We start from the raw sequence: 22,236 nt of genomic DNA on the forward strand, positions 1-22,236 counted from the left end.
CACCGCAGCTACTATGTTGTATTAGCATACGTCAGCCTAGGCCAATACAGCGAAAGGTGATACCTGCAGGCAGGTTCTGACGACACTGTTTAATTCAATCATAAATTTGGCGCCATCCAGAAGCTCGCGTAGTTCAAGTATATTCTCCACTGAAAGGATAAAACAGCGCTCCGTACGAAATGGCATCACAATTTCAAAATCTGAGGAACGAGTTGTATCATTGAGCATACGCTCCACATCTATGGTATCAATTCTTTTCTTGAACTTCAAAAAATCCGAAACTGAAAAAGAAGTGGTGCTATTATTATAAGCTAACCAGAAACAATTTTTACGGCTACATTGATAAACTGTACCAGCGGCGGTAGAAAATACCTCTTCTACATTCGCTAACGGGCAAACCAATTCTGACATTTCTATTCCTCTTATCATTTGACTGCCCAAAAGTAAATATTATTTATAATCAATCCAAGTAAAACATTACATTATTTTGATTTATTATAAATAAGATTTTTCCTGTATAAAAAAGGAGGCCAGTATGACCTGACCTCCTCTACAACATGGGTATGTATATATTTTAATCGTATTCTTCCTCTTCTTCCTCCTCTAACAAGACTTCTTTACGATTATTAATGACTGTATTTTTTGATTTTGTTTTATATTTATTAATCTGTCTACGAATAGATTCAACGGCAATATCAGTTGCCTCTTCAAAACTTTTCGCCTGTCCTTTTGCAAAAAGTTGGCTTCCGGGGATATTCAGTTTTATTTCCGAAATTTTGTTCGCCTCGTCATCAACATTTTCCAATCGAAGATAGCATTCACCACCGATGATTGAATCCAAAAACTGCTCCAATTTTCCTGTTTTCTTTTTAATGAATTCGATTAACTTCTGATCCGCATTAAATCGAATGGATTGCACAGTAATGTTCATTTTTCCTCCTTTTTTTAAGCTTTTGGATGAGCTTGTTTATAAATTGACTTCAATCGCTCTGCTGAGTTATGCGTGTAGACCTGCGTTGCCGCCAGGCCTGCATGTCCCAGCAGTTCTTTAATTGCATTTAAATCGGCCCCATTGTCCAACAGGGCGGTTGCGAACGTATGCCTCAAGATATGAGGGCTTCGTTTACCTTGGGTAGAAATCAGCGTCAGATGCTTATGCACAATATCATAAATCAGCTTGGCATACGCTGGTTTCCCCGCTCTGGTCACGATCAATAAGCTATTATCAGTATCAACAAATTGCGTCGCTTTTTGTTGTAAATAGTTTTTCAATTCTTTCAGTAAAACATCATTTATCGGAACGAGCCTTTCTTTGTTCCTTTTACCTAATATAAGGATTTTTTTGTTAAAAAAATCGATATCCTGTTCCTTAATTTTCAACAATTCGGCCAGGCGGATTCCTGTACCAAAGAGCAATTCCATCACAATGTAATTGCGGCAGGATTCAAAATCCTCCTGTTGCTGCTCCATGTGATCCAATAGACGGACCAACTTATCCTTCTCGACCACGACCGGTAACTTTTTAGCTGTTTTTAAAGCCTTGATTAAGGTCATCGGATTCTTAACAATATAATCCTCCCGCTGCAGAAATTTGAAATAGGTACGCAACGACGACATACTCCGGTTAACAGAGCTGGCATTTTTACCGCCTTCCATCATTTGCGCAAAGTAATGGCGCAGATCACGGTAGACCACATCCTTCACCTCCAGTCCTTCGGCGGTCAAAAAGTCCCGAAACATGTCCAGCTCATGCCGATAGGCAATCACCGTATGTTCCGAATACCTTTTTTCAATCTGTAAAAAACGAATAAACTCCTTTTCCAACATAATTACCGCGCTATAGTATGCTTAATTTACAAATTTAAAAGCACAAAAAAAAGGGAAAAGCAATGCTTTTCCCTCTATATTTTTGAAATCTCAGCGAATCAATTAGTTAGCTACATCTTGATTCAAAGATTGTTTGTAGATCGCTTTTTTCACTTGAATGCGACGAGTCACAGATTTCTTCTCGTAAGCTTGACGTGAACGTAACTCTCTCAAAACTCCAGTTTTCTCGAATTTCTTTTTGAAACGTTTCAATGCTCTATCTAAAGATTCTCCTTCTTTTACATTTACGATAATCATGCGTTGTATATACCTCCTTTCGTCGCTTTTAAAATTTAAAGTGGGACAAAGGTACAAAATAAGAATGATAATGAAAAGAAAAAAATCACTTATAACAGCTTAAACTCTTCCAGCAGGAGTTTTAGCGGTTTCTCTTTGGTACAGAGTGCCGTATGCCAGCCCAATCGTTGGGCTGTTGCCAGGTGCTGCGGACTATCGTCAATGAAGAGTGTCTCTTCTGGACGCAATTGCTGCTCCTGCATGACCAGTTCAAATATTTCAGCATCCGGTTTACGCATCCCTACCAGATGCGAATAATACGTCTTTTCAAAAAAAGCTTCATTGTCGGCGACACCATACTTCTGCTGAATATCATTCATGCAATAGGCGTAGTGGATTGCATTGTTGTTGCTTAATAAGAATGTGCGATAATTATCTTTCAGCTGCATTAACAGATCGTGATTACCTTGAGGTACGCCAACGAGCAGACTATTCCAGGCGGCATCAATCTGCGCATCACTTAGCGCCGCATTTCCTGTGATTTCGCGAATACCGTCCCTGAATTGCGCCGCGTCAATCTTTCCCTTGTCAAAATTGTCAAAAAGTTCGCTCTGCCCATGGTGCCCAAAAACTGCATCCACGTTTTTTATACCTAACTGAGTAAAAGCAGCTTTCAATTTTACAAAATCAATCATGAAGATGACGTTCCCATAATCAAGAACAATATTTTTAATTTTTTCCATCGAATTATTTTGAAATACCGATACAAATATCGATAATTGCATCGTCAAAACAGCACAACAGTGGCTAAAATTGACGAAATAACCCGCTCCTATAGCTCAGTCGGTTAGAGTAGAAGACTCATAATCTCATGGGCTAAGGCACTAAAAAAGAGTTTTTTAGTACTGAAAACCTCTCCTAAGCAGAGAGAAAATTTCAGAAAGTTTAAAACTCAAAAAATTTGAGCATTTTTGTCTATATTTGACAAATAAAATAACATAAGCGCCTATAGCTCAGTTGGTTAGAGTAGGAGACTCATAATCTCTTGGTCACAGGTTCGAGCCCTGTTGGGCGCACTAAAAGCCGTTTCAGAAGAAATTTTGAAGCGGTTTTTTTTTCATTTCTTTGAGCCGATTTCATCGGCGAGACAGTCACGGGTAAATCGCCCCTACGGCTGGTTTTACATAGTTTTTTGTTGAACTTCACGCAAAACCGTAACAAATAGGTAACGGAAATTTTTGCGTGCTAATTGAAAAAATTATGGCAACCGTAAGCGCAAAGGTTTATGAACACCACAAGAAAGCAGATGGAACTTACAACGTAAAAATTTGTGTCCATCACAAAAGTGAAAGAAAGTTTATTGACACAAATCACTTTGTTGTCAAGAAGCAACTTACCAAGGATTACAAAATCAAAGATCCTTTTATTGCAGATAAGGTCGAACAACAGCTAAGAGATTATCGTAAGATGATTAGCGATCTCGACGACCGACTTGATTATTTTACAGCTACATCATTGCGGGATTACCTGCGTGATAAGGACGAGGACATCGACTTTATTAAGTTTTGTACTCAACACATTGAACGGCTAAAGAAAGAGGGACGCGGCGGATCGGCCAAAAATCAATCGGTAATCCGTAACAGTCTTGTCGATTATTTTAAACGCCCGTCCATATCCATTAAGGAAGTCAACTCCAATATGCTAATGTCCTACGAGCGTTATTTAAGGTCAGAGCGGACAATGACACGGTACAATCAAGACAACAAGCCAGTTGTCACCACGGAAAAAGGATTGTCTGATAGTGGGCTGCACAACCACATGAGAGATTTACGAACATTGTTCAATGCTGCACGAGAACTTTATAATAACGAGGACCTCGGAATATACCGCGTCAAACATTATCCATTCAAGAAATATAAAGTTGGTTCCCCACCTCTCACCAAGAAAAGGAACAACACACTTGAACAGGTATTGATTATTCGGGATTGTGTCACCAAACCCGGAAGTCGTGCGGAATTAGCTAAGGAACTTTATATGCTTTCGTTCTACCTATGCGGAATGAATGCGGTAGACCTGTATCAGATAATAGAACGTGACATTAGAAACGGACGTGTCGATTATAACCGCTCCAAGACGGAGGGCAAACGTAAGGACAATGCCTTTATCAGTATTAAGATTGTCGAGGAGGCCAAGCCTTTATTGGAAAAATATTTAGGGAAGCTACGTGAACGCTATTCAAGTGCCAATGCCCTTAATTGGGCATTATGTAAAGGTATGGAGCAACTACGTAAATTGACTGGCATACCCGAACTTACTTTGTATTGGGCAAGACACACATTTGCAAATACTGCAAGGAATGATTGCCGTATGTCCAAAGACGACGTGGCTCTTGCACTTAATCACGTTGACGAGGGCAATCGTACAACAGATATTTACATCGCCAAAGATTGGAAGATTGTGGATGACGTACAGCGGAAAGTCCTTGCACAGCTAAGAAAAATCGAAATCAAGGTGATGAAGAAAGTACAAAAGGAAAACGAAATAAAAAAAATCGCCGCCTAAATAGAATGGATTACATGGGAATGGAATATTTTTCCCATGTAATTCTTTTTAAGTATTTAAACACTTAAATTTGAATAACGATGAAAAATGTAATTTGGTTCTTTATCACCTGCATCATTTCAACAGTAGGATATTTTGCAGCCTTGTCAATGAAAACTCCGTGGGTAGGATTTGCTGTAGCTTTTGGTATATGGTTTATATTTATATGGACTACTACTAAGCCAACAAGACGTAGGCGTTAATATACCGGGTGGTGACACAATTACTATTTCACCGCCCAATCGCTTTCATTTCTGATATTCTGCACTCCATTATTATCCAGCCATGCTTTGAAGGCGTACTCGTCATCAGGAGTAAATTTTATAATATCTCCACTATGCAACATTAAGGTGAAATCTTTAAGAATACATATATATTTGAAAACTTCCGAAGCAGGATATTCAAAATTGGGAAAATATGTTGCGGCTGCCATATTAAATTAAAGAGTTGATTTTAACTATCATGCCGACGCCATTAAAAAAAGAGCGTAGGCAACAACTTACAGCACTGAGGTCTTAGGAAACCCAACAACAATAAGTGCGCCCACGCCGTAGCATGAGCATTTACACTTGTTGTCCTGCTGTTGTGAAAGTTCCTAAGTTTCAGTGCCGGACTCAAAGCAAAACGCTTCAAGAATATCTTTGCACAAAGATAACAATTCCGTTTTAATGTAAAGTTATATATAACGTCTTTTAGATGTTATTTACCTAATCAGAGATAAGTAAATAAATGATAGAGGGAGATTTTTTAGGTTAAGTTTAGGGAATAGGCATATAACCATTACACTTCTCCCCCCTATTGATAAGAAGAAAGAGCAAAAATATAAGAAGAATAATTAGCAACCCCTCAATTCAAATTCCTGTATTCTAAAGGCGATATTCCAACCTTTTGCTTAAATAACCGTGTAAAATGTTGCGGATATTTAAAACCCAGCTCATAGGCTATTTCGCCTATGGATTTGTCAATTTCAAAAATCCTTTCTTTGGCTATATCAATTACTTTTGAATGAATATGCTCCTGTGCGGAAATACCGATTTCTTTTTTAATTAAATCGCCAAAATAATTGGTAGAAAGGTTCAGTTCATCGGCACACCACGAAACAGACGGCAAGCCTATATTCAGCGGTTTATCAGAAGAATAGTAGTCATTCAAAATATGCTCAAACCTTTCTAAAACCCCTTTATTGGAATTATCCCTTGTAATGAACTGCCTGTCATAAAACCGGGTGCAATAGTTCAGGAACAATTCTATATTAGAAGCTATCAGTGTTTTGCTGTGCTTGTCAATAGACTGCTCCATTTCATACTGAACTTTAGCAAAGCAGTCCAATACAATCTGTCTTTCCTTTTCAGAAAGATGAAGAGCTTCATTTACATCATAAGAGAAGAAAGAATAATCCTGTATATGCTTTCCTAAAGCCGTTCCTTTTATCAGATCAGGATGAAACAGCATTGCCCAGCCTTTGGGTTCAAAAGTGGTTACATTGGGCTGTATGCCCATTACCTGCCCCGGTGCTACAAATACCAGCGTTCCTTCCTGAAAATCGTAATTATTACGTCCATACTTCAATTCCCCACATTTCAATTCCTTTAAGTAAATGGCATATAAACCGAAATGAAAGGTTTGTGCAGGCATTGGCTTAGCTTTTGACAGATCCAAGACGCTAATTAAGGGGTGCATCGTTTCCACACCACGCATTTTATTATATGCTGTTACGTTGTCCAGTTTTATTATTTCGTCCATAACACAAATGATTTACTGATACAAATTTATACATTCCCGTATAGGTAACACCGCTCCAAACTGTAAATCAGTGATTTTGGTATGTAAAACAGTAATTTATATAAAAATGTACCCATATAGAGTACCGAAATTTGTAAATGAGAATAAAATGGTGCAGAAGGAACTTGAAGATTTTTTGAATAGGATTAATCAGCAAACACATAAAACAAAAAATGCAATGGAAAATAACAATCGCAGGAACTTCCTTAAAACAGGTGCAATGGCAGGAGCAGCATTATTGTCTACCTCCGCATTCGGAGCGACAGCTTTGGAAAAAGATAGGACATCGGTAAAAGCGGGTGATAATCCGGCAACGTTGAAAAAACGTGTTTTGGGTTCAGGAAAACAACGTCTCGAAGTTACTGCCATTGGTCTGGGATGTATGGGCATGAGCTTTCACAGAAGCGTCATTCCTGACAAACAGGCTTCGGCGAAATTGATACGTAAGGCAGTAGACCTCGGTGTCAATTTCTTTGACACGGCAGAAGTTTATGGACCCTTTACCAATGAGGAACTTGTTGGGGAAACGTTGGCTCCTATACGCAAAGACATCCTTATTTGCTCCAAGTTCGGTTTCAATATTGAAAACGGTAAAATGGCAGGTAGAAACAGTAAGCCCGCCCACATCCGGGAAGTAGTGGAACAGTCATTGAAAAGATTGAGGACAGACCATATCGACCTGCTGTACCAGCATTCCTTTGACCCGACAGTTCCAATTGAGGATGTAGCCGGAACGGTGAAAGACCTTATAGCAGAAGGAAAGGTCAGGGCATTGGGGCTTTGCGGGGTGAATGGTGAAACCATCCGCAAGGCACATGCCGTACAACCATTGACCGCTATCCAGAGCGAATATTCATTGATGGAACGTGAACCGGAAAATGAAGTGCTTGGTGTCTGTGAAGAATTGGGTATCGGTTTTGTGCCTTACAGCCCCATGAACCGTGGACTGATAACCGGATATATCAATGAGCGGACAAAGTTCATTCCCGAAAATGACAACCGTCCCCGGCTTCCACTTTTCCAGCCCAAAGCGATTGTTGCCAATTGGTCTTTGATTGAAGTATTAAAAGAATTTGGCGATCATCGTGGGCTAACTGTTACGCAGGTGGCGTTGGCTTGGTTACTGGCTCAAAAACCTTTTATCGTTCCGATACCGGGAACCATCAAAATTGCGCACTTGCAGGAAAACCTTCAGGCGATGGACTATGAATTTACACCGGATGAATTGAAGAAACTAACGGAAGACCTGTCTAAAATAAAGATAGCAGGCTAATGCGATAAACTATTGATATGAAAATAAAACTGATAGCAATTATCCTTGCCTTTGTATTCATTGCAGGCTATGCCGGAGCGCAAAACGTTAGTGGTGACAGCTTGGCTAAAAACACGGAGGATATTAAAGGACTGCAACTGAAAATAACGATGGGAAAAACGGTAGCTACCGCAGACCTGGTGGATAACCCCACCACGAAGGAATTTATCAAAATGCTGCCACTTACCCTTGATATGCAGGATGTACTTAAAACAGAAAAGTACGCAGACCTTAAAACGGAATTGCCCAAAGAGGGAAACGTTATCCATTCCTACAAAGCCGGGGATATTTCCTATTGGCTTGGTGGAGGCATCGCCCTGTATTATACCGAGGACGGACGCCCGATAAAGGCAGGACTTATCGAAATGGCTAAAATCAAAAAGGGTTTTGAGGATTTCAATGTTCCCGGCAATGTGAAAGTGATTTTTCAAATTGTGAAATCGAAGAGAAATTAACAATAACTGAAACATTGTAAGCTGATAAAATTTTAAAAATGGAAAAATATAAAAGAACAGATGAAACGGATGCGGCCAATGGTCGTAGCAACATCAACAGGCGTGATTTTCTGACCAAGACAGCACTTGCGGGAACAGGATTGGTCATGGCACAGTTTGCGTGGGCATCTGCTGCGGGCAAGCCATTACAGGCAGCGGAGCCATTTGTAAAAGGTAAACGGATGCTTGGCGCATTGGAGGTTTCCGAAATCGGGCTGGGTTGCATGAGCATGGCAGGAGTTTACAACCCTGTACAGCCCAAAGCGGAAATGATAGCACTCTTGCATAAAGCCGTTGACCGTGGCGTTACATTTTTTGACACGGCAGAAGTTTACGGTCCGCACATAAGCGAAGAATATGTGGGTGAAGGACTGGCTTCCTTTAAAGGCAAGGTACAGATTGCCACCAAGTTTGGCTGGAATACGGAAGGCGGTAAAAGAGGCGGACGGCTTGCCACCCCTGAACATATCAGGAAAGTGGTTGACCAGTCACTCAAACGCCTTAGAGTGGAAGCTATTGACCTGTACTACCTGCATCGGATTGACCCGAATGTTCCGGTCGAAGACGTTGCAGGGACAGTGAAAGAACTGGTACAGGCTGGCAAAGTGAAGCACTTTGGTCTGTCGGAAGTGTCCCCGGACACCATTCGTAAGGCACACGCCATCCAACCTGTTGCTGCCGTCCAATCTGAATATTCACTCTTGGAGCGGGCTGTGGAAAATGGCGTAATATCCACCTGTGAAGAACTTGGAATTGGCTTTGTGCCGTGGGGACCAACGGCAAGAGGTTTTTTAACCGGGCTGTATGATGAAAATTCAAAGTTTGACGAAAGTAACCGCCGGGGCAGTGTTTCTTATTTTGCGCCGGAAGTACTCAAATTCAACATGCCTTTACTGACACTGGTACGTGATTGGGCAAAACGTAAAGGCTGCACACCAGTACAATTTTCGCTGGCATGGCTGATGGCACAGAAGCCTTTTATTGTCCCCATTCCCGGTACGGTAAACCCGAAACACTTTATAGAAAATATCGGAGCAGTAGACGTTAGGTTAACGGCTGCCGAAATCACAGAGATAAGAGCAGCTATAACAAAAATACCTTTACAGGGAGTACGTTCGCCGCAATCGGCGCTTAGCGACCAATGATGGTTCAGCTACCACGTTGAAACCGCAAAAGAGTTAAGTATGAACAATAAAACAAAAAAGCAATGGAAAATAACAATCGCAGGGACTTCCTGAAAACAGGAGCAATTGCCGGAGCAGCATTATTGGCTACCTCCGCACTCGGAGTAGTCACAACCGGATGTAGTAATCCATCAAACAAAGAAAATGGCAATACCCCACCGAAATCAAAAAGACGTAAGCTGGGTTCAGGAAATCATAGCATTGAGGTATCATCATTCGGGTTAGGCTGTATGGGCATGAGCTACCACAGGAGTTTTATTCCCGATAAAAAGGCAATGATTGCCTTAATCCGCAAAGCCCCTGATTTGGGTGTCAATCTTTTTGACACAGCAGAAGCCTATGGACCTTTTACCAATCAGGAATTGGTTGGAGAGGCACTTGAACCCATCCGTAAAGATGTCCTCATTGCCACGAAATTCGGTTTTAAAGAAGGTAAGCCGGAGATAGGACTTGATAGCCGTCCCGAAAGTATCAGAAAGGCAGTCGAAACTTCACTCAAAAGTTTAAGGACGGATTACATAGACTTATTGTACCAGCACCGCATAGACCCGAATGTCCCAATCGAGGATGTTGCCGGGACGGTAAAAGACCTGATAGCAGAGGGCAAGGTAAAGCATTTCGGTATGAGCGAACGGGATTTTAGTCAGACCAAAGATGGAATTGCACTTATCCGCAAGGCTCACGCAATACAACCCGTCACAGCATTGCAGAGTGAATACTCAACGATGACACGCCAACCTGAAAAGGAAGTATTAAATCTTTGCGAAGAATTGGGAATAGGCTTTGTACCGTACAGCCCGTTAAGCCGTGGGCTTATCTCCGGTTATATCAACGAGCGGACAAAGTTTAATCCTGATAACGACAACAGAATATCCCTGCCACGTTACAAGCCCGAAATAATCATTGCAAACTGGCCGATAATTGACATCCTGAAAGAATTTGGCGACCACAGGGGGCTGACAGTAGCACAGGTTGCGCTGGCATGGCTGTTGGCGCAAAAGCCGTTTATCGTTCCTGTTCCGGGTACGACTAAGCTGGCGCACTTACAGGAAAATATGTGGTCAGCAGATTATGAATTTACCGCAGATGAATTGAAAAAGTTGACGGCTGATTTGTCGGCAATTGAAATTAAAGGGGAGCGTTACACCACCGGATATCCGGCAACTAAATAAGCAAAATGGTAAAACTCTTAAGTATTATATCCCTTGTTCTTTTGAACTGCTCAAATGCAGATATGAACGAACGGAACAAAAATAGCTTTATGCAAGAAAGCAAGGTGGCGGATACGCTATTTGTACGTGTAAAAGCTGGAGATTTTATGATGGGAGCTTCCGAAAACGACCATGAAGCATCGCATTCTGAAAAGCCGCAACACAAAGTAACTATCAGCAAAGACTTTTACATTTCAAAGTTTGAAGTGACACAAAAGCAATGGGAAGACGTGATGGGTTATAGCTGTTTTGACTTAGACCGCTCCAATCCATTCTATAACCTGCCGGGAATGAAAGAGCGGATAACCAAACCTGACCATCCTGCAAACGTTTCTTGGGAAGATGCACAGAAATTCATTAATAAACTAAACGAGAAAGAAGGTAAAAATATATACAGATTGCCCACCGAAGCAGAGTGGGAATATGCAGCCAAAGCGGGAACCACTACCGCTTATTCTTTTGGAGATAACAAAAAAGACCTGGATAAATATGCCTGGTATGGCGGAGATTTCAGTACTGGAGGTACGCATCCGGTGGGTAAAAAACTTCCTAACCCGTGGGGATTATACGATGTACACGGGAATGTTTGGGAATGGGTACAGGACTGGTACAGCGATGATTATTTTGAGCAAAGCCCCCAAACCGACCCGAAGGGACCCGATGCGGGAAGCAACAAAGTGGTTAAAGGCGGAAGCTGGCATGCAACATCCGATAGTTGGAGAAGTTCATTCAGGAAACCATACAAACCAGATTACAGGGGAATTAGTATCGGGTTTAGGATAATTAAAGAAGTCGAATAAAAAAAATGAAAAAATGAAAAAAGACATTATTGTATTGACCGGAGCAGGTCAGATAGGAATGGCAATAGCAAGGCGAATGGGCTACGGAAAGAAGATTTTTATTGCCGATTGGAAACTCGAAAATGCCAACACCATCACCAAAATAATGAAAGAGGCTGGCTTTGATGCCGTTCCTTTCGAGGTTGATATTTCATCAAGAACATCCGTTCTTGGGTTGATTGAAGTAGCCCAAAAAGAGGGAGAAATTTCAATGTTCATCAATGCCGCAGGCGTATCGCCAAGTCAGGCTTCTATTGAACAGATTTTGAAAGTGGACTTATATGGAACGGCTCTTTTATTGCAAGAGTTCGGCAAAGTGATAAAAGCAGGCGGTACAGGTATTACCATTTCGAGCCAGTCAGGACACAGGATGCCCGCTTTAAGCCCCGAAGTGGATAGGCAATTAGCCGTAACACCTACCGAGGAACTGCTGGATTTAGAGGTGCTAAAAACCGAAAACATCAACGATACGCTGCACGCCTACCAAATGGCAAAGCGCTGTAACGTAAAAAGGGTAATGGCTGAAGCCGTGAAATGGGGCGAAAGAGGTGCAAGGGTAAATTCCATTTCACCTGGTATTATCATCACGCCACTGGCTTTGGATGAAATTAACGGACCAAGAGGCGATTTCTACAAAAATATGTTTGCTAAATGCCCCGCAGGTCGCCCCGGAACGGCAGACGAGGTAGCCAATGTAGCAGAACTGTTGTTGTCCGATAGAGGGGCATTTATTACCGGAGCGGATTTTCTGATTGACGGAGGTTCTACGGCATCATACTTCTATGGACCGCTCCAACCCGAAACCAATTAAAAACACAAATATGGCTAATTCTTCTAAATTTCATTACGGCTACGTCATCGTTTTTTGTTGTTGCCTGATCATGGGCATCAACATCGGATTGGTAATGAGCTGCGCCGGAATTTTCTATAAACCCGTAAGCACAGAGCTTGGTGTATCTGTTGGCGATTTTGGTCTGTATATGACTTTCGTTTATTTGTTTTCTACCCTGATGCTTTCCGTTGCAGGCAAACTGATGGACAGATACAGTGCAAGGTGGCTGCTCACTTTAAGTTCGGCAGTATTGGGATTGGTTTTATTGGCAATGTCAAGATTTGATGCGGTCTGGCAATTCTATGGGGCAGGTGCGGTCATCGGGCTAACACTTGCATTCTTATTGTACCTCAGCTACCCGACAATGGTCAATCGCTGGTTCAATTCAAATGTTGGGTTTTTCATCGGGCTTTGCAGTGCGGCTTCGGGAATTGGAGGTGTTATTTTCAATCCCTTTGGAGGCTATCTGATAGCCAATTACGGGTGGCGTACCACCTACCTTATTTTCGGTATGATTGTCCTTATTGTAGTTACACCTTTACTGGCGTTGCTGTTGCGAAATTATCCTGCCGACAAAGGGCAAAAGGCTTTTGGCGAAAAACAGGCCGAGACCGTAAAATCGGGTGTGGATTATACCTTTGCCATAAAATCCCCTGTATTCTATGCCCTGATTGTATTTGCATTGTTAATGATTTCGGTTTCGACCCTCAATCTGTTTTTACCGACCTATGTAACCAGTGTTGGCTATACCGTAGAGCAATCAGCTTTCGTAGCTTCTGCCATTATGTTGGGCGTTACGATCGGTAAAGTTGCATTGGGCTGGATTAATGACAAAAGTGCGGTATCAGGGGTAGCAACTTCTGTGGGCTTGGGAATTATGGGTTTCGTTTTTTTATTGCTCGGCAAATCCGGTATGGCTGTAATGACCATCGGAGGATTTCTTTTTGGTTGGGCGTACGCAGGCGTAACGGTAGAAACAGCCTTGCTCGTAAGAACGGTTTTCGGAAGTAAGGACTATGCCAAAATATTCTCCAATATTTCCATTGCCTTAGCCGCAGGAGGCGCATTGATGTCGGGCGGTTGGGGTTATTTAGCCGATTTTATTGAGTTCAGATTTATTCTTATTACCGGAATTGTGCTGTTATTGATTTCAGGAGTTTTGGGGTTCTATGCCATCAGGGTAAGCAGTAAATTTAAAACGTTTGAAAATTGACAGCTAAAATGAAAAAAATCATCCCTTTAGTAATCATTATTATCAGCCTGTTTTCCGGTTGTTCCAACGCACAGAACAAACCTACGGCTGATAATTTAAAAGATAAACAAATGAAAAAAGTAATCGTGATAGGTGCAAGCGGAAGCCTTGCCAAATATGCAATAGACACGCTCCAAAATGTGCCTGATGTTCATCTTACCCTGTTGGCAAGAAATAAAGGCAGGATTGCAACTGATACCACTGGCTGCACCGTAGTGGAAGCCGATGTGATGGATTATCCGAAATTGAAAAATGCGATCAAAGGTCAGGATATAGTGTATGTAAACCTTGCGGGCGATCTGGAAGCAATGGCTAAGAACATTGTAAAAGCGATGCAGGAAACAAGAGTAAAAAGAGTAATCGCCATTAGTTCCATAGGTATTTACAAAACACCTTTGAAACCTGTATTAGTGCCTTACAGAAAGTTAGCAGATGTAATAGAAAGTTCAGGGTTGGACTATACTATTTTACGCCCTGATTGGTTTACCAATGCCAATGAAGTTGATTATGCCATAACGCAAAAAGGACAACCCGAAACCGGGCAGGCTATTTCGAGAAAAAGCATTGCGGCATTCGTAGCTACCATTGTCCAAAATCCCGAATTGCATAAAAACGAGAATTTAGGAATTAGCAAGCCTAATTAAGAATAATCGAATTTTTAGTAAATTAATAACGTAGAAATCTTAAAGAAAATATGGATTATTTCTTTATGCCTGTAAATCGGGTTTAACAGTAACGTTAAACCCGATTAGTTATTAATTTAATGACCTGTATTCATTAGGCGATACGCCTGTTTTCTGCTTGAAAAGGCGTGAGAAATGTTGCGGATATTTAAAGCCCAATTCATATGCAATCTCGCTAATGGATTTACTGCTGTCAAAAATTCTTTCTTTGGCAACTTCAATAACTTTTGATTGTATATATTCCTGTGCCGTTTTGCCAGTTTCTTTCTTAATCAAATCGCCAAAATAATTCGCAGACAGATTTAATTCATCAGCACAGTAAGCCACGGCAGGCAAACCAATATTAACAGGTTTGTCAGATGAAAAGTAGCCGTTTAATAATTCTTCAAACCTTTCCAAAACCCCTTTGTTGATATTCTCCCTTGTGATAAATTGGCGGTCATAGAAACGGGTACAGTAATTTAAAAACAGTTCGATATTATTTGCTATCAATTGTTTGCTATGCTTGTCGATAGCGTGCTGTAATTCATATTCTATCTTAGCGAAACAGTCCATTATGATTTTTCTTTCCTGCTCCGATAAATGTAAGGCTTCGTTTACCGCATAAGAGAAAAAATGGTAACTATCCATATTTTTTCCAACTGAAGTACCCAATAACAAATCGGGGTGAAATACCAAAGCGATACCCTGTGGCTGATAGTAATCTTCTCCGTTTTCACCAATTACCTGTCCGGGAGCAAGAAATATCAATGTACCTTCCTCATAGTCGTAAGTATTCAATCCGTAACGCAAATCTCCACAATAAATCTGTTTCAGGAATACCGTATAAAAACCATAACGCATCCGACTTAGCTTTCTTGGGTCGGCTTTATCCAGATGAACCACGCTTACCAACGGGTGCAGGGTTTCGTTATTATTAAAAGCATTATATTCCTTTATCGTGCTGAAATTCAGTATATCATCCATTGTCTAACTGTTTAAATACTAATACAAATTTACAAAATCATTCCCCTTGTTTAACGCTACTATACCCCAATCGGTAATATTGGTAGGTAAAACCGTAATTGGTATAAGTTCGGAAAATTTATTATTCAGAATTTTGTATAGATAAAATGTTATAAGATGAAAATACGAACAACATATTATTTGTGGCTGAACACTATTATATTGCTACTGTCGTCTTGTGCGAAAGCAGATGGATTACCGGGGAAAGGCGAATTATTAGAAGATAAAAAGGTACTCATTGTTTACCTTTCCCGCACCCAAAATACAAAGACAGTAGCCGAAATTATCCATAAAAATGTTGGTGGAACTTTGGTGGCACTGGAATTAGAAACACCATATCCCGAACATTATCAAACAACGGTAAATCAGGTAGCGGAGGAAAACAGGACAGGTTTTTTGCCACCCTTAAAAACAAAGATTGACAGTATACAGAAATACGATGTTGTCTTTGTCGGTTTTCCAACTTGGGGAATGCAGTTGCCGCCACCGATGAAAAGTTTTTTAAAGCAATATGATTTAAGCGGTAAAAAAGTAATCCCGTTCAACACCAACGGCGGTTATGGTATTGGCAGCAGTTTTCAAACGGTAAAAGAACTATGCCCGAAAAGCGAAGTGTTTGACGGCTTCACGGTTAAAGGCGGTTCGGAAAGGGACGGAATTTTATTTGTAATGGAGGGCGATAAAGAAGTTCAGGTGCAATCAGAAGTAAAGAAATGGCTTCAGAAAATTGGTTTGCTTAAATAATGTCTGACTTAAAAGAAATAAGAATGATAGGTCATAACATCATATTGCTATTTGCCCTTTTCGCAGGAAGCTGTTCATTTTCCACTACATCAGGTCATACTGGAACAGGCAATCAAAATAATACAGATACCACCAGTACAATGAACACCCATCTTACTACAAGCAATTTTGTTCAGGATATTATCAAACACCCTGCATTCAGTGGCTTTGGCGAATTGTTGTTGCCCAATGACGATAACACCCGCTATTACAATACGCCAATCACAAACATTGGTAAATTGATGCCCTATCATAATGCGGTTAACCCTGACGAGATTGTACAATCGCTCAATCAGTTGATTGATGATACCAATAACGGGAAAACCGTTTTTTACAGCTTTTATACCGAAGCACAGAAGAAGCAAGACCCCAATAAAAACAATACAGGACTGTTCTTTTACCGTGGCGACCCCGATGCACCGTTTGCCATAGTCTGCCCAGGTGGTGCATTTGCCTACGTTGGTTCGTTGCACGAGGGATTACCGTTGGCAAATGAAATCAGTAAAAAGAAATTGAATGCCTTTGTCATCCGTTACCGGATTGGCAATGAGCAATGGGCAACGGAAGATTTGGCAAATGCGATAAGTTTCATTTTTCAGAATGCAAAGACCCTGCAAGTAGATACAAAGAACTATTCATTATGGGGTTTTTCCGCAGGTGCGAGAATGGTAGGCAATATTGCGGATTATGGTGTTAATGCCTTTACCACAGGTAACCATCCGAAACCTGTCACCGCAGTAATCGCCTACACAGGTCAATCCACATACAATAAAGGATTTCCCACCACATTCATTACTAACAGTGAAAATGACCGGATAGCCAATATAGCAACCGTAGATAGGCGTGTTCAGAATTTGAAAAACGCAGGCGTTACCGTTGCTTACGAACGGTATAAAACCGCAGGTCACGGGTTCGCTTTGGGAACGGGTACAGATGCGGCAGGTTGGCTTCCCAAAGCCGTAGATTTTTGGAAAAGTAAGATGATAAAGTAATATTATTTTTATTGGGGCGTGACCCTTTGCATTTTTGCCAACATATAACAAACTGTAAAGAACTATTTTCCTGTGACTTTTTTTCGGTGATTAATACCCCAATCCCTCAATGCTTTTATGACATCGCCAAGCGAAGCAGCATAAGGTGTTGTCGTATATTCAACAATTACGGGCGACTCATTATAAACAGTTCGTTTAATCAATGTATGTTCTTCCAAGTCTTTCAACTCTTTGGCAAGGACTTTTGACGTAATCTTTGGAATACTTCGTTCAATTTCTCTAAAACGATTGTTGCCTGCCGAAATTGAAATCAATATCATCAGCTTCCATTTGCCACTTATTACGTCCAACGCATCTCTGACAGGAAGCATTGCCGAAGAACATTCAGTATGGTTTGCTTTGCTCATTATTTTGCTTTTTCCGCTTACCTTTAGGTAACTGCTATACTTTTGTAAGCAAAAGTAAGTATCTTTGCTGAAACAGAAAAATATTATAATAATGAATATAGCACTTTGGATAGCACAGGGAATACTTGCCGCAATGTTTGCAATGGCAGGCGTTATGAAATCAACTCAGCCTATTGACAAACTAATGAAATCGGGACTGAACTGGGTTGAGCGAGTTCCTGTTTCAACGGTCAGAATCATAGGACTATCAGAACTATTGGGTGCGATTGGTTTAATCCTGCCTTTGGCATTGGGTATTTTTCCGATACTTACGCCCGTTGCGGCAGTCGGACTTGCGCTAATAATGATTTTAGCAGCAGTTCATCACTTAAAACACAAAGAAAATAAAGCAATCGTTTTCAACGCTGTTCTTTTCGCATTAGCTGTTTTCGTTGCTTACGGACGTTTTAATTCACTCTAAAAAAAATCAAATGAACATTACCATATTTGGCGGAACAGGAGCAACAGGACTTTTGCTCATCGAAAAAGCATTGAAAAGCGGACATACAATTACCGTGTTTGCACGAACACCGTCTAAGATTTCTATCAAAAACGACAACCTTAGAATTGTAAAAGGGGAATTGACAGAACCCGAAAAAATTGAAGAAGCTATAAAAAACGCAGATGCGGTAATCAGTGTTTTAGGACCTGCTCAAAAAACAAAAGGACTTATTATTGCCGATGGCATTAAAAACATCGTGGAAACAATGAAAAAAAATGGCGTAAAACGCCTGATTGCCACAGCAACACCAAGTTTTAAGGACAGTAACGACAAATTCCAATTCGGATTTGCGTTTGGTGTTTTTATGGTAAAGGCGTTAATCAAAGACAGCTACAATAACATTGTTCTGACAGGAAAATATATTTCTGAAAGTGGTTTGGATTGGACAATTGTTCGGCTCCCAATGTTGAATGATAAACCCGCAAGCGGAAAAATAAAGGCAGGTTATACAGGTGACGGAACTGTTAGTTTGTTTTCTCTTTCGCGAGCCGATTTAGCTGACTTTTTATTGCAACAGTTGAGCGATAAAAAATGGTTACACAAATCACCTGTAATCAGCAATTGACCAACGACAATAATCGCTACGCAAAGTCCCATACCATTGGTGATTATTGTGAATATAAATATTTTTAGAATGTACAAGCAGGAAATTCATTCCTGCTTTTTTTGTACGGTACAAAAATCTTTATCTATCGTGCTAAACCAATCAGGGGAAAACGCCACATCAGTAATATTGGTAGGTAAAGCAGTAATAGGTATAAGTCTCGTACATTTTATTTTCCGAAATTTATATATCAAATACAAGAAAATGAAGCAATTAAAAATAATCAGTATGATAACAATGATAGTTTCTATCTCATTGTTTACAAATCCCATAAAAGCACAGCAAATGGCAGCAACAAATAAAAGTTTAAGCCCGCAAGAGCAGAGCATTATCTCCCTTTCCGCATTGACCGCAAAAGGCGATTTGGAGAAACTCAAAACAGCCTTAAATACAGGGCTTGAAAATGGGCTTACCGTTAATGAAATAAAAGAAGCACTGGTACACACCTATTCTTATTGCGGGTTTCCACGTAGCATAAGGGGCTTGCAAACCTTTATGGAAGTAATGAACGAACGCAAGGAAAAAGGCATCAACGATAAGGTTGGCAAAGAGGCTTCAAAGATTGATGAAACAGGCAGTAAGTACGAGCGTGGTAAAAAGATTTTAGACGAACTGACCAAAACGCCACAGCCCGACACGCTTTCAGGCTATTCAGCATTTGCACCGACAATAGATACCTTTTTAAAAGAACATCTCTTTGCAGATATTTTTGAAAGGGATGTATTGAGCTATGTTCAAAGAGAACTGGTTACCGTTTCCGTAATAGCCGCTATTGGCAACGCAGAACCGATGCTAAAGAGCCATCTGACCATTTGCCTGAATGTAGGCTTAACGCCGGAGCAGTTACAGGAATATGTTGAGATGCTGAAATCAGCCATAGGGAAAAAGGATGCGAAAACAGCACAAAAAGTCTTGGACGAAGTGCTTACAAAATAAATGAAAAGATGAAAAAAATAACATTTTTACTAATGACAATCGCTATGGCAGCTTGTACAAACGTAGAAAATACCAAAGATGCGAACGACCAAAAACCTTTGGTTATCGAAAAGCAAGGCAGTTTTACGGTAGGTGGAACAATGATTACAGCACCGGGAAACTTCGAGGTAGCTAATGCGCTGAAACCCGACGGACAAACGCTGCACGGCGACCACGCCTATGTTTTTTATCAGGTTCCTCCCAAAGCGCATAAATTCCCGTTAGTGTTCTTACACGGCGCAGGTCAGTCTAAAAAAACGTGGGAAACCACACCTGACGGTCGTGAGGGTTTCCAAAATATCTTTTTGAGAAAAGGTTACGGAGTTTATCTGCTTGACCAGCCTCGGCGTGGCGAAGCAGGCAAAAGTACCGTGGATGCAACGGTTAAGGCTTCTGCGGATGAACAGTTTTGGTTTACCCAATTCAGGATAGGTAATTATCCAGATTACTTCCCTAACGTGCAGTTCCCTAAAGACAAAGCCTCATTAGAGCAGTTTTATAGGCAAATGACCCCCAACGTAGGTGCTTTTGATGCCAACGTTGTTACTGATGCAGTATCACAATTATTCGACAAAATTGGCGAGGGCATTCTGATTACACACTCACAGGGTTGTGGCGTGGGTTGGCTCACAGCCATAAAGAACGACAAGGTTAAAGCGGTGGTAGCTTATGAACCTTATAGCGGTTTTGTGTTCCCGCAGGGAGAACTGCCACAGCCTATCAAATCAACAGGGCTTTTCGGTGCTTTAAGTGGCGTGGAGATACCACTGGCTGATTTTGAGAAGCTGACCAAAAAACCTATCGTTATCTATTATGGCGATAACATCTCCAAAGAGCCAACCAAGGTATGGAACCAAGACCACTGGCGTTCAGGGCTTGAAATGGCAAGGCTCTGGACGGCAACCATCAATAAACACGGTGGCGATGCCAAAGTGGTGCATCTGCCTGAAATTGGAATAAATGGTAATACACACTTTATAATGTCCGACCTGAACAATGTACGGGTAGCCGACCTTATGGCTGACTGGTTAAAAGAGAAAGGACTGGATAAATAATGGTTAAACATAAAATAATTAGAAAAATGAAAAAGTTAACATCAATAATTGCAGTAGCTATGTCAACATTTGCAACCGATACAGTCAATGCCCAATACCATCAAAAGGCTGAACAAAATCCTTTTACGTTGGTATATGACGGAGCCATAACCAAAAATGAAAAAGGTAAAGTGAACATCCATCCTGTTACCTATAAATTGAACGGGATAGATATTGCTGCCAACGTTTATACGCCAGCACACTATGATGCTTCAAAAAAATATCCGGCAGTAGTGGTAGCACACCCTAACGGTGGTATCAAAGAGCAGACTGCTGGGCTATATGCGCAGAATTTGGCAGGAGCAGGTTATATCACTATTGCCTTTGATGCAGCCTATCAGGGAGCAAGCGGTGGAGAACCTCGTCATACCGATAAGCCTCAATACCGCACTGAAGATTTACACGGGGCGGCAGATTTTATTACACAATATCCAGGCGTTGATGCCAACCGTTTAGGTGTATTGGGTATCTGTGGCGGTGGAGGTTACACGTTGAAAGCTGCCCAGTCTGACAAACGTTTCAAAGCTGTGGCTACGTTAAGTATGTTCAATTCGGGCGAGGTAAGACGTAACGGCTTCCAAAACTCACAATTGAACAATATTCAGGAGCGCATTAAACAAGCATCAGATGCACGTGCACAGGAAGCCGCAGGCGGTAAGATCCTGTTTTCAGGTGTGGCAAGCATTACCGATGAAGAAATCGCAAAAACACCGACCGATTTGTACCGTGAGGGCTATGAATACTATTACAGAACCCACGCACATCCAAACTCTACTTTTCTGTACACCACAAGTAGTTTAATGGATTTAATGGCGTGGGATGCTACCGACCAGATTGAACTAATCAATCAGCCTTTGCTGATGATGGCAGGAAGCAAAGCCGATACAAAATATATGACCGATGAAGCCTTTGCCAAAGCCACCAATGCTAAAAACAAGGAATTGTTTTTGATTGAGGGAGCTACGCATATCCAAACTTATTGGAAACCCGAATATGTATCACAGGTAGTAAAAAAATTATTGAGCTTTTATCAGACCAATCTTTAAGAAATGATAAAGCATAATTTAATGTATATCCTGCCGCTTGTAGCGATGCTATTCACAGCGTGCAACAACAATCAGAAAATGGAAGAAACAAAACAGCACAGTGAGCCAGTTTTCGCAAAAGGCGAAAAGGTTACCAACGATAATTTTACCGGAACGGTTTACCTCAACTATTTGGTAGAAACCGATACTACCCATAATGTAAATATTGGTTCTGTAACCTTTGAGCCGGGAGCAAGAACAAACTGGCACTACCACAAAGGCGGACAGATACTTTTGGTAACCGAGGGAACAGGTCTGTATCAGGAAAAAGGTAAGCCGATTGAAATCATTAAAAAGGGCGAAGTAGTAAAATGTCCGCCCAATATTGAGCATTGGCACGGAGCAACACTCACCGAAGCAATGACACATATTGCCATAGGAACGAATACCAATATCGGCGGTGCTGTTTGGCTGCAACCTGTAACCGATGAAGAATATAATGCAGGATTGAAATAAT

The 22,236-nt window shown here is 41.1% G+C and carries 26 protein-coding genes and 1 tRNA gene; 18 read left to right on the forward strand and 9 right to left on the reverse strand.

Annotated features, from left to right (window positions below):
- Nucleotides 1-36: 36 nt before the first annotated feature.
- The 5 genes from FGL37_RS01885 to FGL37_RS01905 form a co-directional block, all read right to left on the reverse strand.
- Nucleotides 37-411, reverse strand: coding sequence for a DUF6686 family protein (locus tag FGL37_RS01885; RefSeq protein ID WP_028069997.1), 375 nt, complete (start codon nt 409-411; stop codon nt 37-39).
- A 163-nt stretch (nt 412-574) separates the two neighbouring features.
- Nucleotides 575-931, reverse strand: a complete 357-nt coding sequence (hpf, locus tag FGL37_RS01890; RefSeq protein WP_028069996.1) for a ribosome hibernation-promoting factor, HPF/YfiA family — start codon at nt 929-931, stop codon at nt 575-577.
- 14 nt (nt 932-945) lie between these two features.
- Nucleotides 946-1,827, reverse strand: a complete 882-nt coding sequence (locus FGL37_RS01895; protein WP_028069995.1) for a tyrosine-type recombinase/integrase — start codon at nt 1,825-1,827, stop codon at nt 946-948.
- 102 nt (nt 1,828-1,929) lie between these two features.
- On the reverse strand, nt 1,930-2,124 hold the full coding sequence (gene rpsU, locus FGL37_RS01900) for a 30S ribosomal protein S21 (protein ID WP_028069994.1): 195 nt from the start codon (nt 2,122-2,124) through the stop codon (nt 1,930-1,932).
- Between the two features lie 89 nt (nt 2,125-2,213).
- Complete coding sequence (locus FGL37_RS01905; RefSeq protein ID WP_028069993.1) at nt 2,214-2,846, reverse strand: HAD family hydrolase; 633 nt, start codon at nt 2,844-2,846, stop codon at nt 2,214-2,216.
- A 259-nt stretch (nt 2,847-3,105) separates the two neighbouring features.
- Here FGL37_RS01905 and FGL37_RS01910 point away from each other — a divergent pair.
- Together FGL37_RS01910 and FGL37_RS01915 are read left to right on the forward strand one after the other, a co-directional pair.
- Nucleotides 3,106-3,179: transfer RNA gene (locus FGL37_RS01910), tRNA-Ile, on the forward strand.
- 184 nt (nt 3,180-3,363) lie between these two features.
- Entirely contained in the window at nt 3,364-4,665 is a 1,302-nt protein-coding gene (locus tag FGL37_RS01915; protein ID WP_037533321.1) for a site-specific integrase, read from the forward strand.
- A gap of 265 nt (nt 4,666-4,930) precedes the next feature.
- Here FGL37_RS01915 and FGL37_RS01920 read toward each other — a convergent pair whose 3' ends face one another.
- Nucleotides 4,931-5,137 (reverse strand): hypothetical protein, encoded by a 207-nt coding sequence (locus tag FGL37_RS01920; protein ID WP_028069991.1) that lies wholly within the window; start codon nt 5,135-5,137, stop codon nt 4,931-4,933.
- Between the two features lie 413 nt (nt 5,138-5,550).
- Nucleotides 5,551-6,447: a helix-turn-helix domain-containing protein gene (locus FGL37_RS01925; RefSeq protein ID WP_028069990.1), complete on the reverse strand. Its 897-nt coding sequence runs from the start codon at nt 6,445-6,447 to the stop codon at nt 5,551-5,553.
- 217 nt (nt 6,448-6,664) lie between these two features.
- Here FGL37_RS01925 and FGL37_RS01930 point away from each other — a divergent pair, with 217 nt between their 5' ends.
- From FGL37_RS01930 to FGL37_RS01965, 8 genes are all read left to right on the forward strand, one after another.
- Nucleotides 6,665-7,759, forward strand: a complete 1,095-nt coding sequence (locus tag FGL37_RS01930) for an aldo/keto reductase (protein ID WP_081817881.1) — start codon at nt 6,665-6,667, stop codon at nt 7,757-7,759.
- A gap of 17 nt (nt 7,760-7,776) precedes the next feature.
- Complete coding sequence (locus FGL37_RS01935; RefSeq protein WP_051606890.1) at nt 7,777-8,253, forward strand: cyclophilin-like fold protein; 477 nt, start codon at nt 7,777-7,779, stop codon at nt 8,251-8,253.
- A 38-nt stretch (nt 8,254-8,291) separates the two neighbouring features.
- Nucleotides 8,292-9,437, forward strand: a complete 1,146-nt coding sequence (locus FGL37_RS01940) for an aldo/keto reductase (protein ID WP_028069988.1) — start codon at nt 8,292-8,294, stop codon at nt 9,435-9,437.
- Nucleotides 9,438-9,499: 62 nt separating this feature from the next.
- A complete protein-coding gene (locus FGL37_RS01945; RefSeq protein ID WP_081817870.1) occupies nt 9,500-10,648 on the forward strand; it encodes an aldo/keto reductase in 1,149 nt (382 codons plus the stop codon).
- Nucleotides 10,649-10,737: 89 nt separating this feature from the next.
- Nucleotides 10,738-11,487: a formylglycine-generating enzyme family protein gene (locus tag FGL37_RS01950; RefSeq protein WP_197734442.1), complete on the forward strand. Its 750-nt coding sequence runs from the start codon at nt 10,738-10,740 to the stop codon at nt 11,485-11,487.
- Between the two features lie 13 nt (nt 11,488-11,500).
- Nucleotides 11,501-12,337: an SDR family oxidoreductase gene (locus tag FGL37_RS01955; protein WP_028069986.1), complete on the forward strand. Its 837-nt coding sequence runs from the start codon at nt 11,501-11,503 to the stop codon at nt 12,335-12,337.
- A gap of 10 nt (nt 12,338-12,347) precedes the next feature.
- Entirely contained in the window at nt 12,348-13,571 is a 1,224-nt protein-coding gene (locus tag FGL37_RS01960; protein ID WP_028069985.1) for an MFS transporter, read from the forward strand.
- Between the two features lie 8 nt (nt 13,572-13,579).
- The gene (locus FGL37_RS01965) at nt 13,580-14,254 is read left to right on the forward strand and encodes an NAD(P)H-binding protein (RefSeq protein ID WP_197734443.1); all 675 of its coding nucleotides are present in this window, start codon (nt 13,580-13,582) and stop codon (nt 14,252-14,254) included.
- A gap of 111 nt (nt 14,255-14,365) precedes the next feature.
- Here FGL37_RS01965 and FGL37_RS01970 read toward each other — a convergent pair whose 3' ends face one another.
- Nucleotides 14,366-15,259 carry a helix-turn-helix domain-containing protein gene (locus tag FGL37_RS01970; RefSeq protein ID WP_028069983.1) on the reverse strand — a complete coding sequence of 298 codons (894 nt, stop codon included), beginning with the start codon at nt 15,257-15,259 and terminating at the stop codon, nt 14,366-14,368.
- Between the two features lie 156 nt (nt 15,260-15,415).
- Between FGL37_RS01970 and FGL37_RS01975 the strand changes: the two genes are divergently transcribed.
- Together FGL37_RS01975 and FGL37_RS01980 are read left to right on the forward strand one after the other, a co-directional pair.
- Nucleotides 15,416-16,042, forward strand: a complete 627-nt coding sequence (locus FGL37_RS01975) for a flavodoxin (RefSeq protein ID WP_028069982.1) — start codon at nt 15,416-15,418, stop codon at nt 16,040-16,042.
- 23 nt (nt 16,043-16,065) lie between these two features.
- Nucleotides 16,066-17,073, forward strand: coding sequence for an alpha/beta hydrolase (locus tag FGL37_RS01980; RefSeq protein ID WP_197734444.1), 1,008 nt, complete (start codon nt 16,066-16,068; stop codon nt 17,071-17,073).
- 62 nt (nt 17,074-17,135) lie between these two features.
- Here the strand turns inward: FGL37_RS01980 and FGL37_RS01985 are convergent, their stop codons facing one another.
- Nucleotides 17,136-17,480 (reverse strand): winged helix-turn-helix transcriptional regulator, encoded by a 345-nt coding sequence (locus tag FGL37_RS01985; protein WP_171019301.1) that lies wholly within the window; start codon nt 17,478-17,480, stop codon nt 17,136-17,138.
- Between the two features lie 91 nt (nt 17,481-17,571).
- On the opposite strand from FGL37_RS01985, the gene FGL37_RS01990 reads away from it, so the two are divergent.
- The 6 genes from FGL37_RS01990 to FGL37_RS02015 all read left to right on the forward strand — a co-directional run bounded on the left by FGL37_RS01990 (nt 17,572) and on the right by FGL37_RS02015 (nt 22,235).
- Nucleotides 17,572-17,940, forward strand: coding sequence for a DoxX family protein (locus FGL37_RS01990; RefSeq protein WP_028069979.1), 369 nt, complete (start codon nt 17,572-17,574; stop codon nt 17,938-17,940).
- Nucleotides 17,941-17,950: 10 nt separating this feature from the next.
- On the forward strand, nt 17,951-18,586 hold the full coding sequence (locus tag FGL37_RS01995; RefSeq protein ID WP_028069978.1) for an NAD(P)-dependent oxidoreductase: 636 nt from the start codon (nt 17,951-17,953) through the stop codon (nt 18,584-18,586).
- A 69-nt stretch (nt 18,587-18,655) separates the two neighbouring features.
- A complete protein-coding gene (locus tag FGL37_RS02000) occupies nt 18,656-19,561 on the forward strand; it encodes a carboxymuconolactone decarboxylase family protein (RefSeq protein WP_232048612.1) in 906 nt (301 codons plus the stop codon).
- A gap of 44 nt (nt 19,562-19,605) precedes the next feature.
- A complete protein-coding gene (locus tag FGL37_RS02005; protein ID WP_232048613.1) occupies nt 19,606-20,655 on the forward strand; it encodes an alpha/beta hydrolase in 1,050 nt (349 codons plus the stop codon).
- A 59-nt stretch (nt 20,656-20,714) separates the two neighbouring features.
- Nucleotides 20,715-21,740, forward strand: coding sequence for an alpha/beta hydrolase (locus FGL37_RS02010; RefSeq protein ID WP_232048614.1), 1,026 nt, complete (start codon nt 20,715-20,717; stop codon nt 21,738-21,740).
- Between the two features lie 78 nt (nt 21,741-21,818).
- Nucleotides 21,819-22,235 carry a (R)-mandelonitrile lyase gene (locus FGL37_RS02015; protein WP_028069974.1) on the forward strand — a complete coding sequence of 139 codons (417 nt, stop codon included), beginning with the start codon at nt 21,819-21,821 and terminating at the stop codon, nt 22,233-22,235.
- Nucleotide 22,236 lies beyond the last annotated feature (1 nt).

The sequence above is a fragment of the Sphingobacterium thalpophilum genome, assembly GCF_901482695.1.
In the GTDB taxonomy this organism is placed as follows: Bacteria; Bacteroidota; Bacteroidia; order Sphingobacteriales; family Sphingobacteriaceae; genus Sphingobacterium; species Sphingobacterium thalpophilum.

Bases quoted from the DNA above. Each gene is read 5' to 3' on its own strand.
- FGL37_RS01985 (WP_171019301.1), bottom strand. From the start codon at position 17,480: ATGAGCAAAGCAAACCATACTGAATGTTCTTCGGCAATGCTTCCTGTC.
- FGL37_RS01905 (WP_028069993.1), bottom strand. From the start codon at position 2,846: ATGGAAAAAATTAAAAATATTGTTCTTGATTATGGGAACGTCATCTTC.
- FGL37_RS01915 (WP_037533321.1), top strand. From the start codon at position 3,364: ATGGCAACCGTAAGCGCAAAGGTTTATGAACACCACAAGAAAGCAGAT.
- FGL37_RS01925 (WP_028069990.1), bottom strand. From the start codon at position 6,447: ATGGACGAAATAATAAAACTGGACAACGTAACAGCATATAATAAAATG.
- FGL37_RS01945 (WP_081817870.1), top strand. From the start codon at position 9,500: ATGGAAAATAACAATCGCAGGGACTTCCTGAAAACAGGAGCAATTGCC.
- FGL37_RS02010 (WP_232048614.1), top strand. From the start codon at position 20,715: ATGTCAACATTTGCAACCGATACAGTCAATGCCCAATACCATCAAAAG.
- FGL37_RS01930 (WP_081817881.1), top strand. From the start codon at position 6,665: ATGGAAAATAACAATCGCAGGAACTTCCTTAAAACAGGTGCAATGGCA.
- FGL37_RS01885 (WP_028069997.1), bottom strand. From the start codon at position 411: ATGTCAGAATTGGTTTGCCCGTTAGCGAATGTAGAAGAGGTATTTTCT.
- FGL37_RS02015 (WP_028069974.1), top strand. From the start codon at position 21,819: ATGGAAGAAACAAAACAGCACAGTGAGCCAGTTTTCGCAAAAGGCGAA.
- FGL37_RS01965 (WP_197734443.1), top strand. From the start codon at position 13,580: ATGAAAAAAATCATCCCTTTAGTAATCATTATTATCAGCCTGTTTTCC.
- FGL37_RS01940 (WP_028069988.1), top strand. From the start codon at position 8,292: ATGGAAAAATATAAAAGAACAGATGAAACGGATGCGGCCAATGGTCGT.
- FGL37_RS01895 (WP_028069995.1), bottom strand. From the start codon at position 1,827: ATGTTGGAAAAGGAGTTTATTCGTTTTTTACAGATTGAAAAAAGGTAT.
- FGL37_RS01955 (WP_028069986.1), top strand. From the start codon at position 11,501: ATGAAAAAAGACATTATTGTATTGACCGGAGCAGGTCAGATAGGAATG.
- FGL37_RS01990 (WP_028069979.1), top strand. From the start codon at position 17,572: ATGAATATAGCACTTTGGATAGCACAGGGAATACTTGCCGCAATGTTT.
- FGL37_RS02000 (WP_232048612.1), top strand. From the start codon at position 18,656: ATGTACAAGCAGGAAATTCATTCCTGCTTTTTTTGTACGGTACAAAAA.
- FGL37_RS01960 (WP_028069985.1), top strand. From the start codon at position 12,348: ATGGCTAATTCTTCTAAATTTCATTACGGCTACGTCATCGTTTTTTGT.
- hpf (WP_028069996.1), bottom strand. From the start codon at position 931: ATGAACATTACTGTGCAATCCATTCGATTTAATGCGGATCAGAAGTTA.
- rpsU (WP_028069994.1), bottom strand. From the start codon at position 2,124: ATGATTATCGTAAATGTAAAAGAAGGAGAATCTTTAGATAGAGCATTG.
- FGL37_RS01970 (WP_028069983.1), bottom strand. From the start codon at position 15,259: ATGGATGATATACTGAATTTCAGCACGATAAAGGAATATAATGCTTTT.
- FGL37_RS01995 (WP_028069978.1), top strand. From the start codon at position 17,951: ATGAACATTACCATATTTGGCGGAACAGGAGCAACAGGACTTTTGCTC.
- FGL37_RS01920 (WP_028069991.1), bottom strand. From the start codon at position 5,137: ATGGCAGCCGCAACATATTTTCCCAATTTTGAATATCCTGCTTCGGAA.
- FGL37_RS01980 (WP_197734444.1), top strand. From the start codon at position 16,066: ATGATAGGTCATAACATCATATTGCTATTTGCCCTTTTCGCAGGAAGC.
- FGL37_RS01950 (WP_197734442.1), top strand. From the start codon at position 10,738: ATGCAAGAAAGCAAGGTGGCGGATACGCTATTTGTACGTGTAAAAGCT.
- FGL37_RS02005 (WP_232048613.1), top strand. From the start codon at position 19,606: ATGGCAGCTTGTACAAACGTAGAAAATACCAAAGATGCGAACGACCAA.
- FGL37_RS01935 (WP_051606890.1), top strand. From the start codon at position 7,777: ATGAAAATAAAACTGATAGCAATTATCCTTGCCTTTGTATTCATTGCA.
- FGL37_RS01975 (WP_028069982.1), top strand. From the start codon at position 15,416: ATGAAAATACGAACAACATATTATTTGTGGCTGAACACTATTATATTG.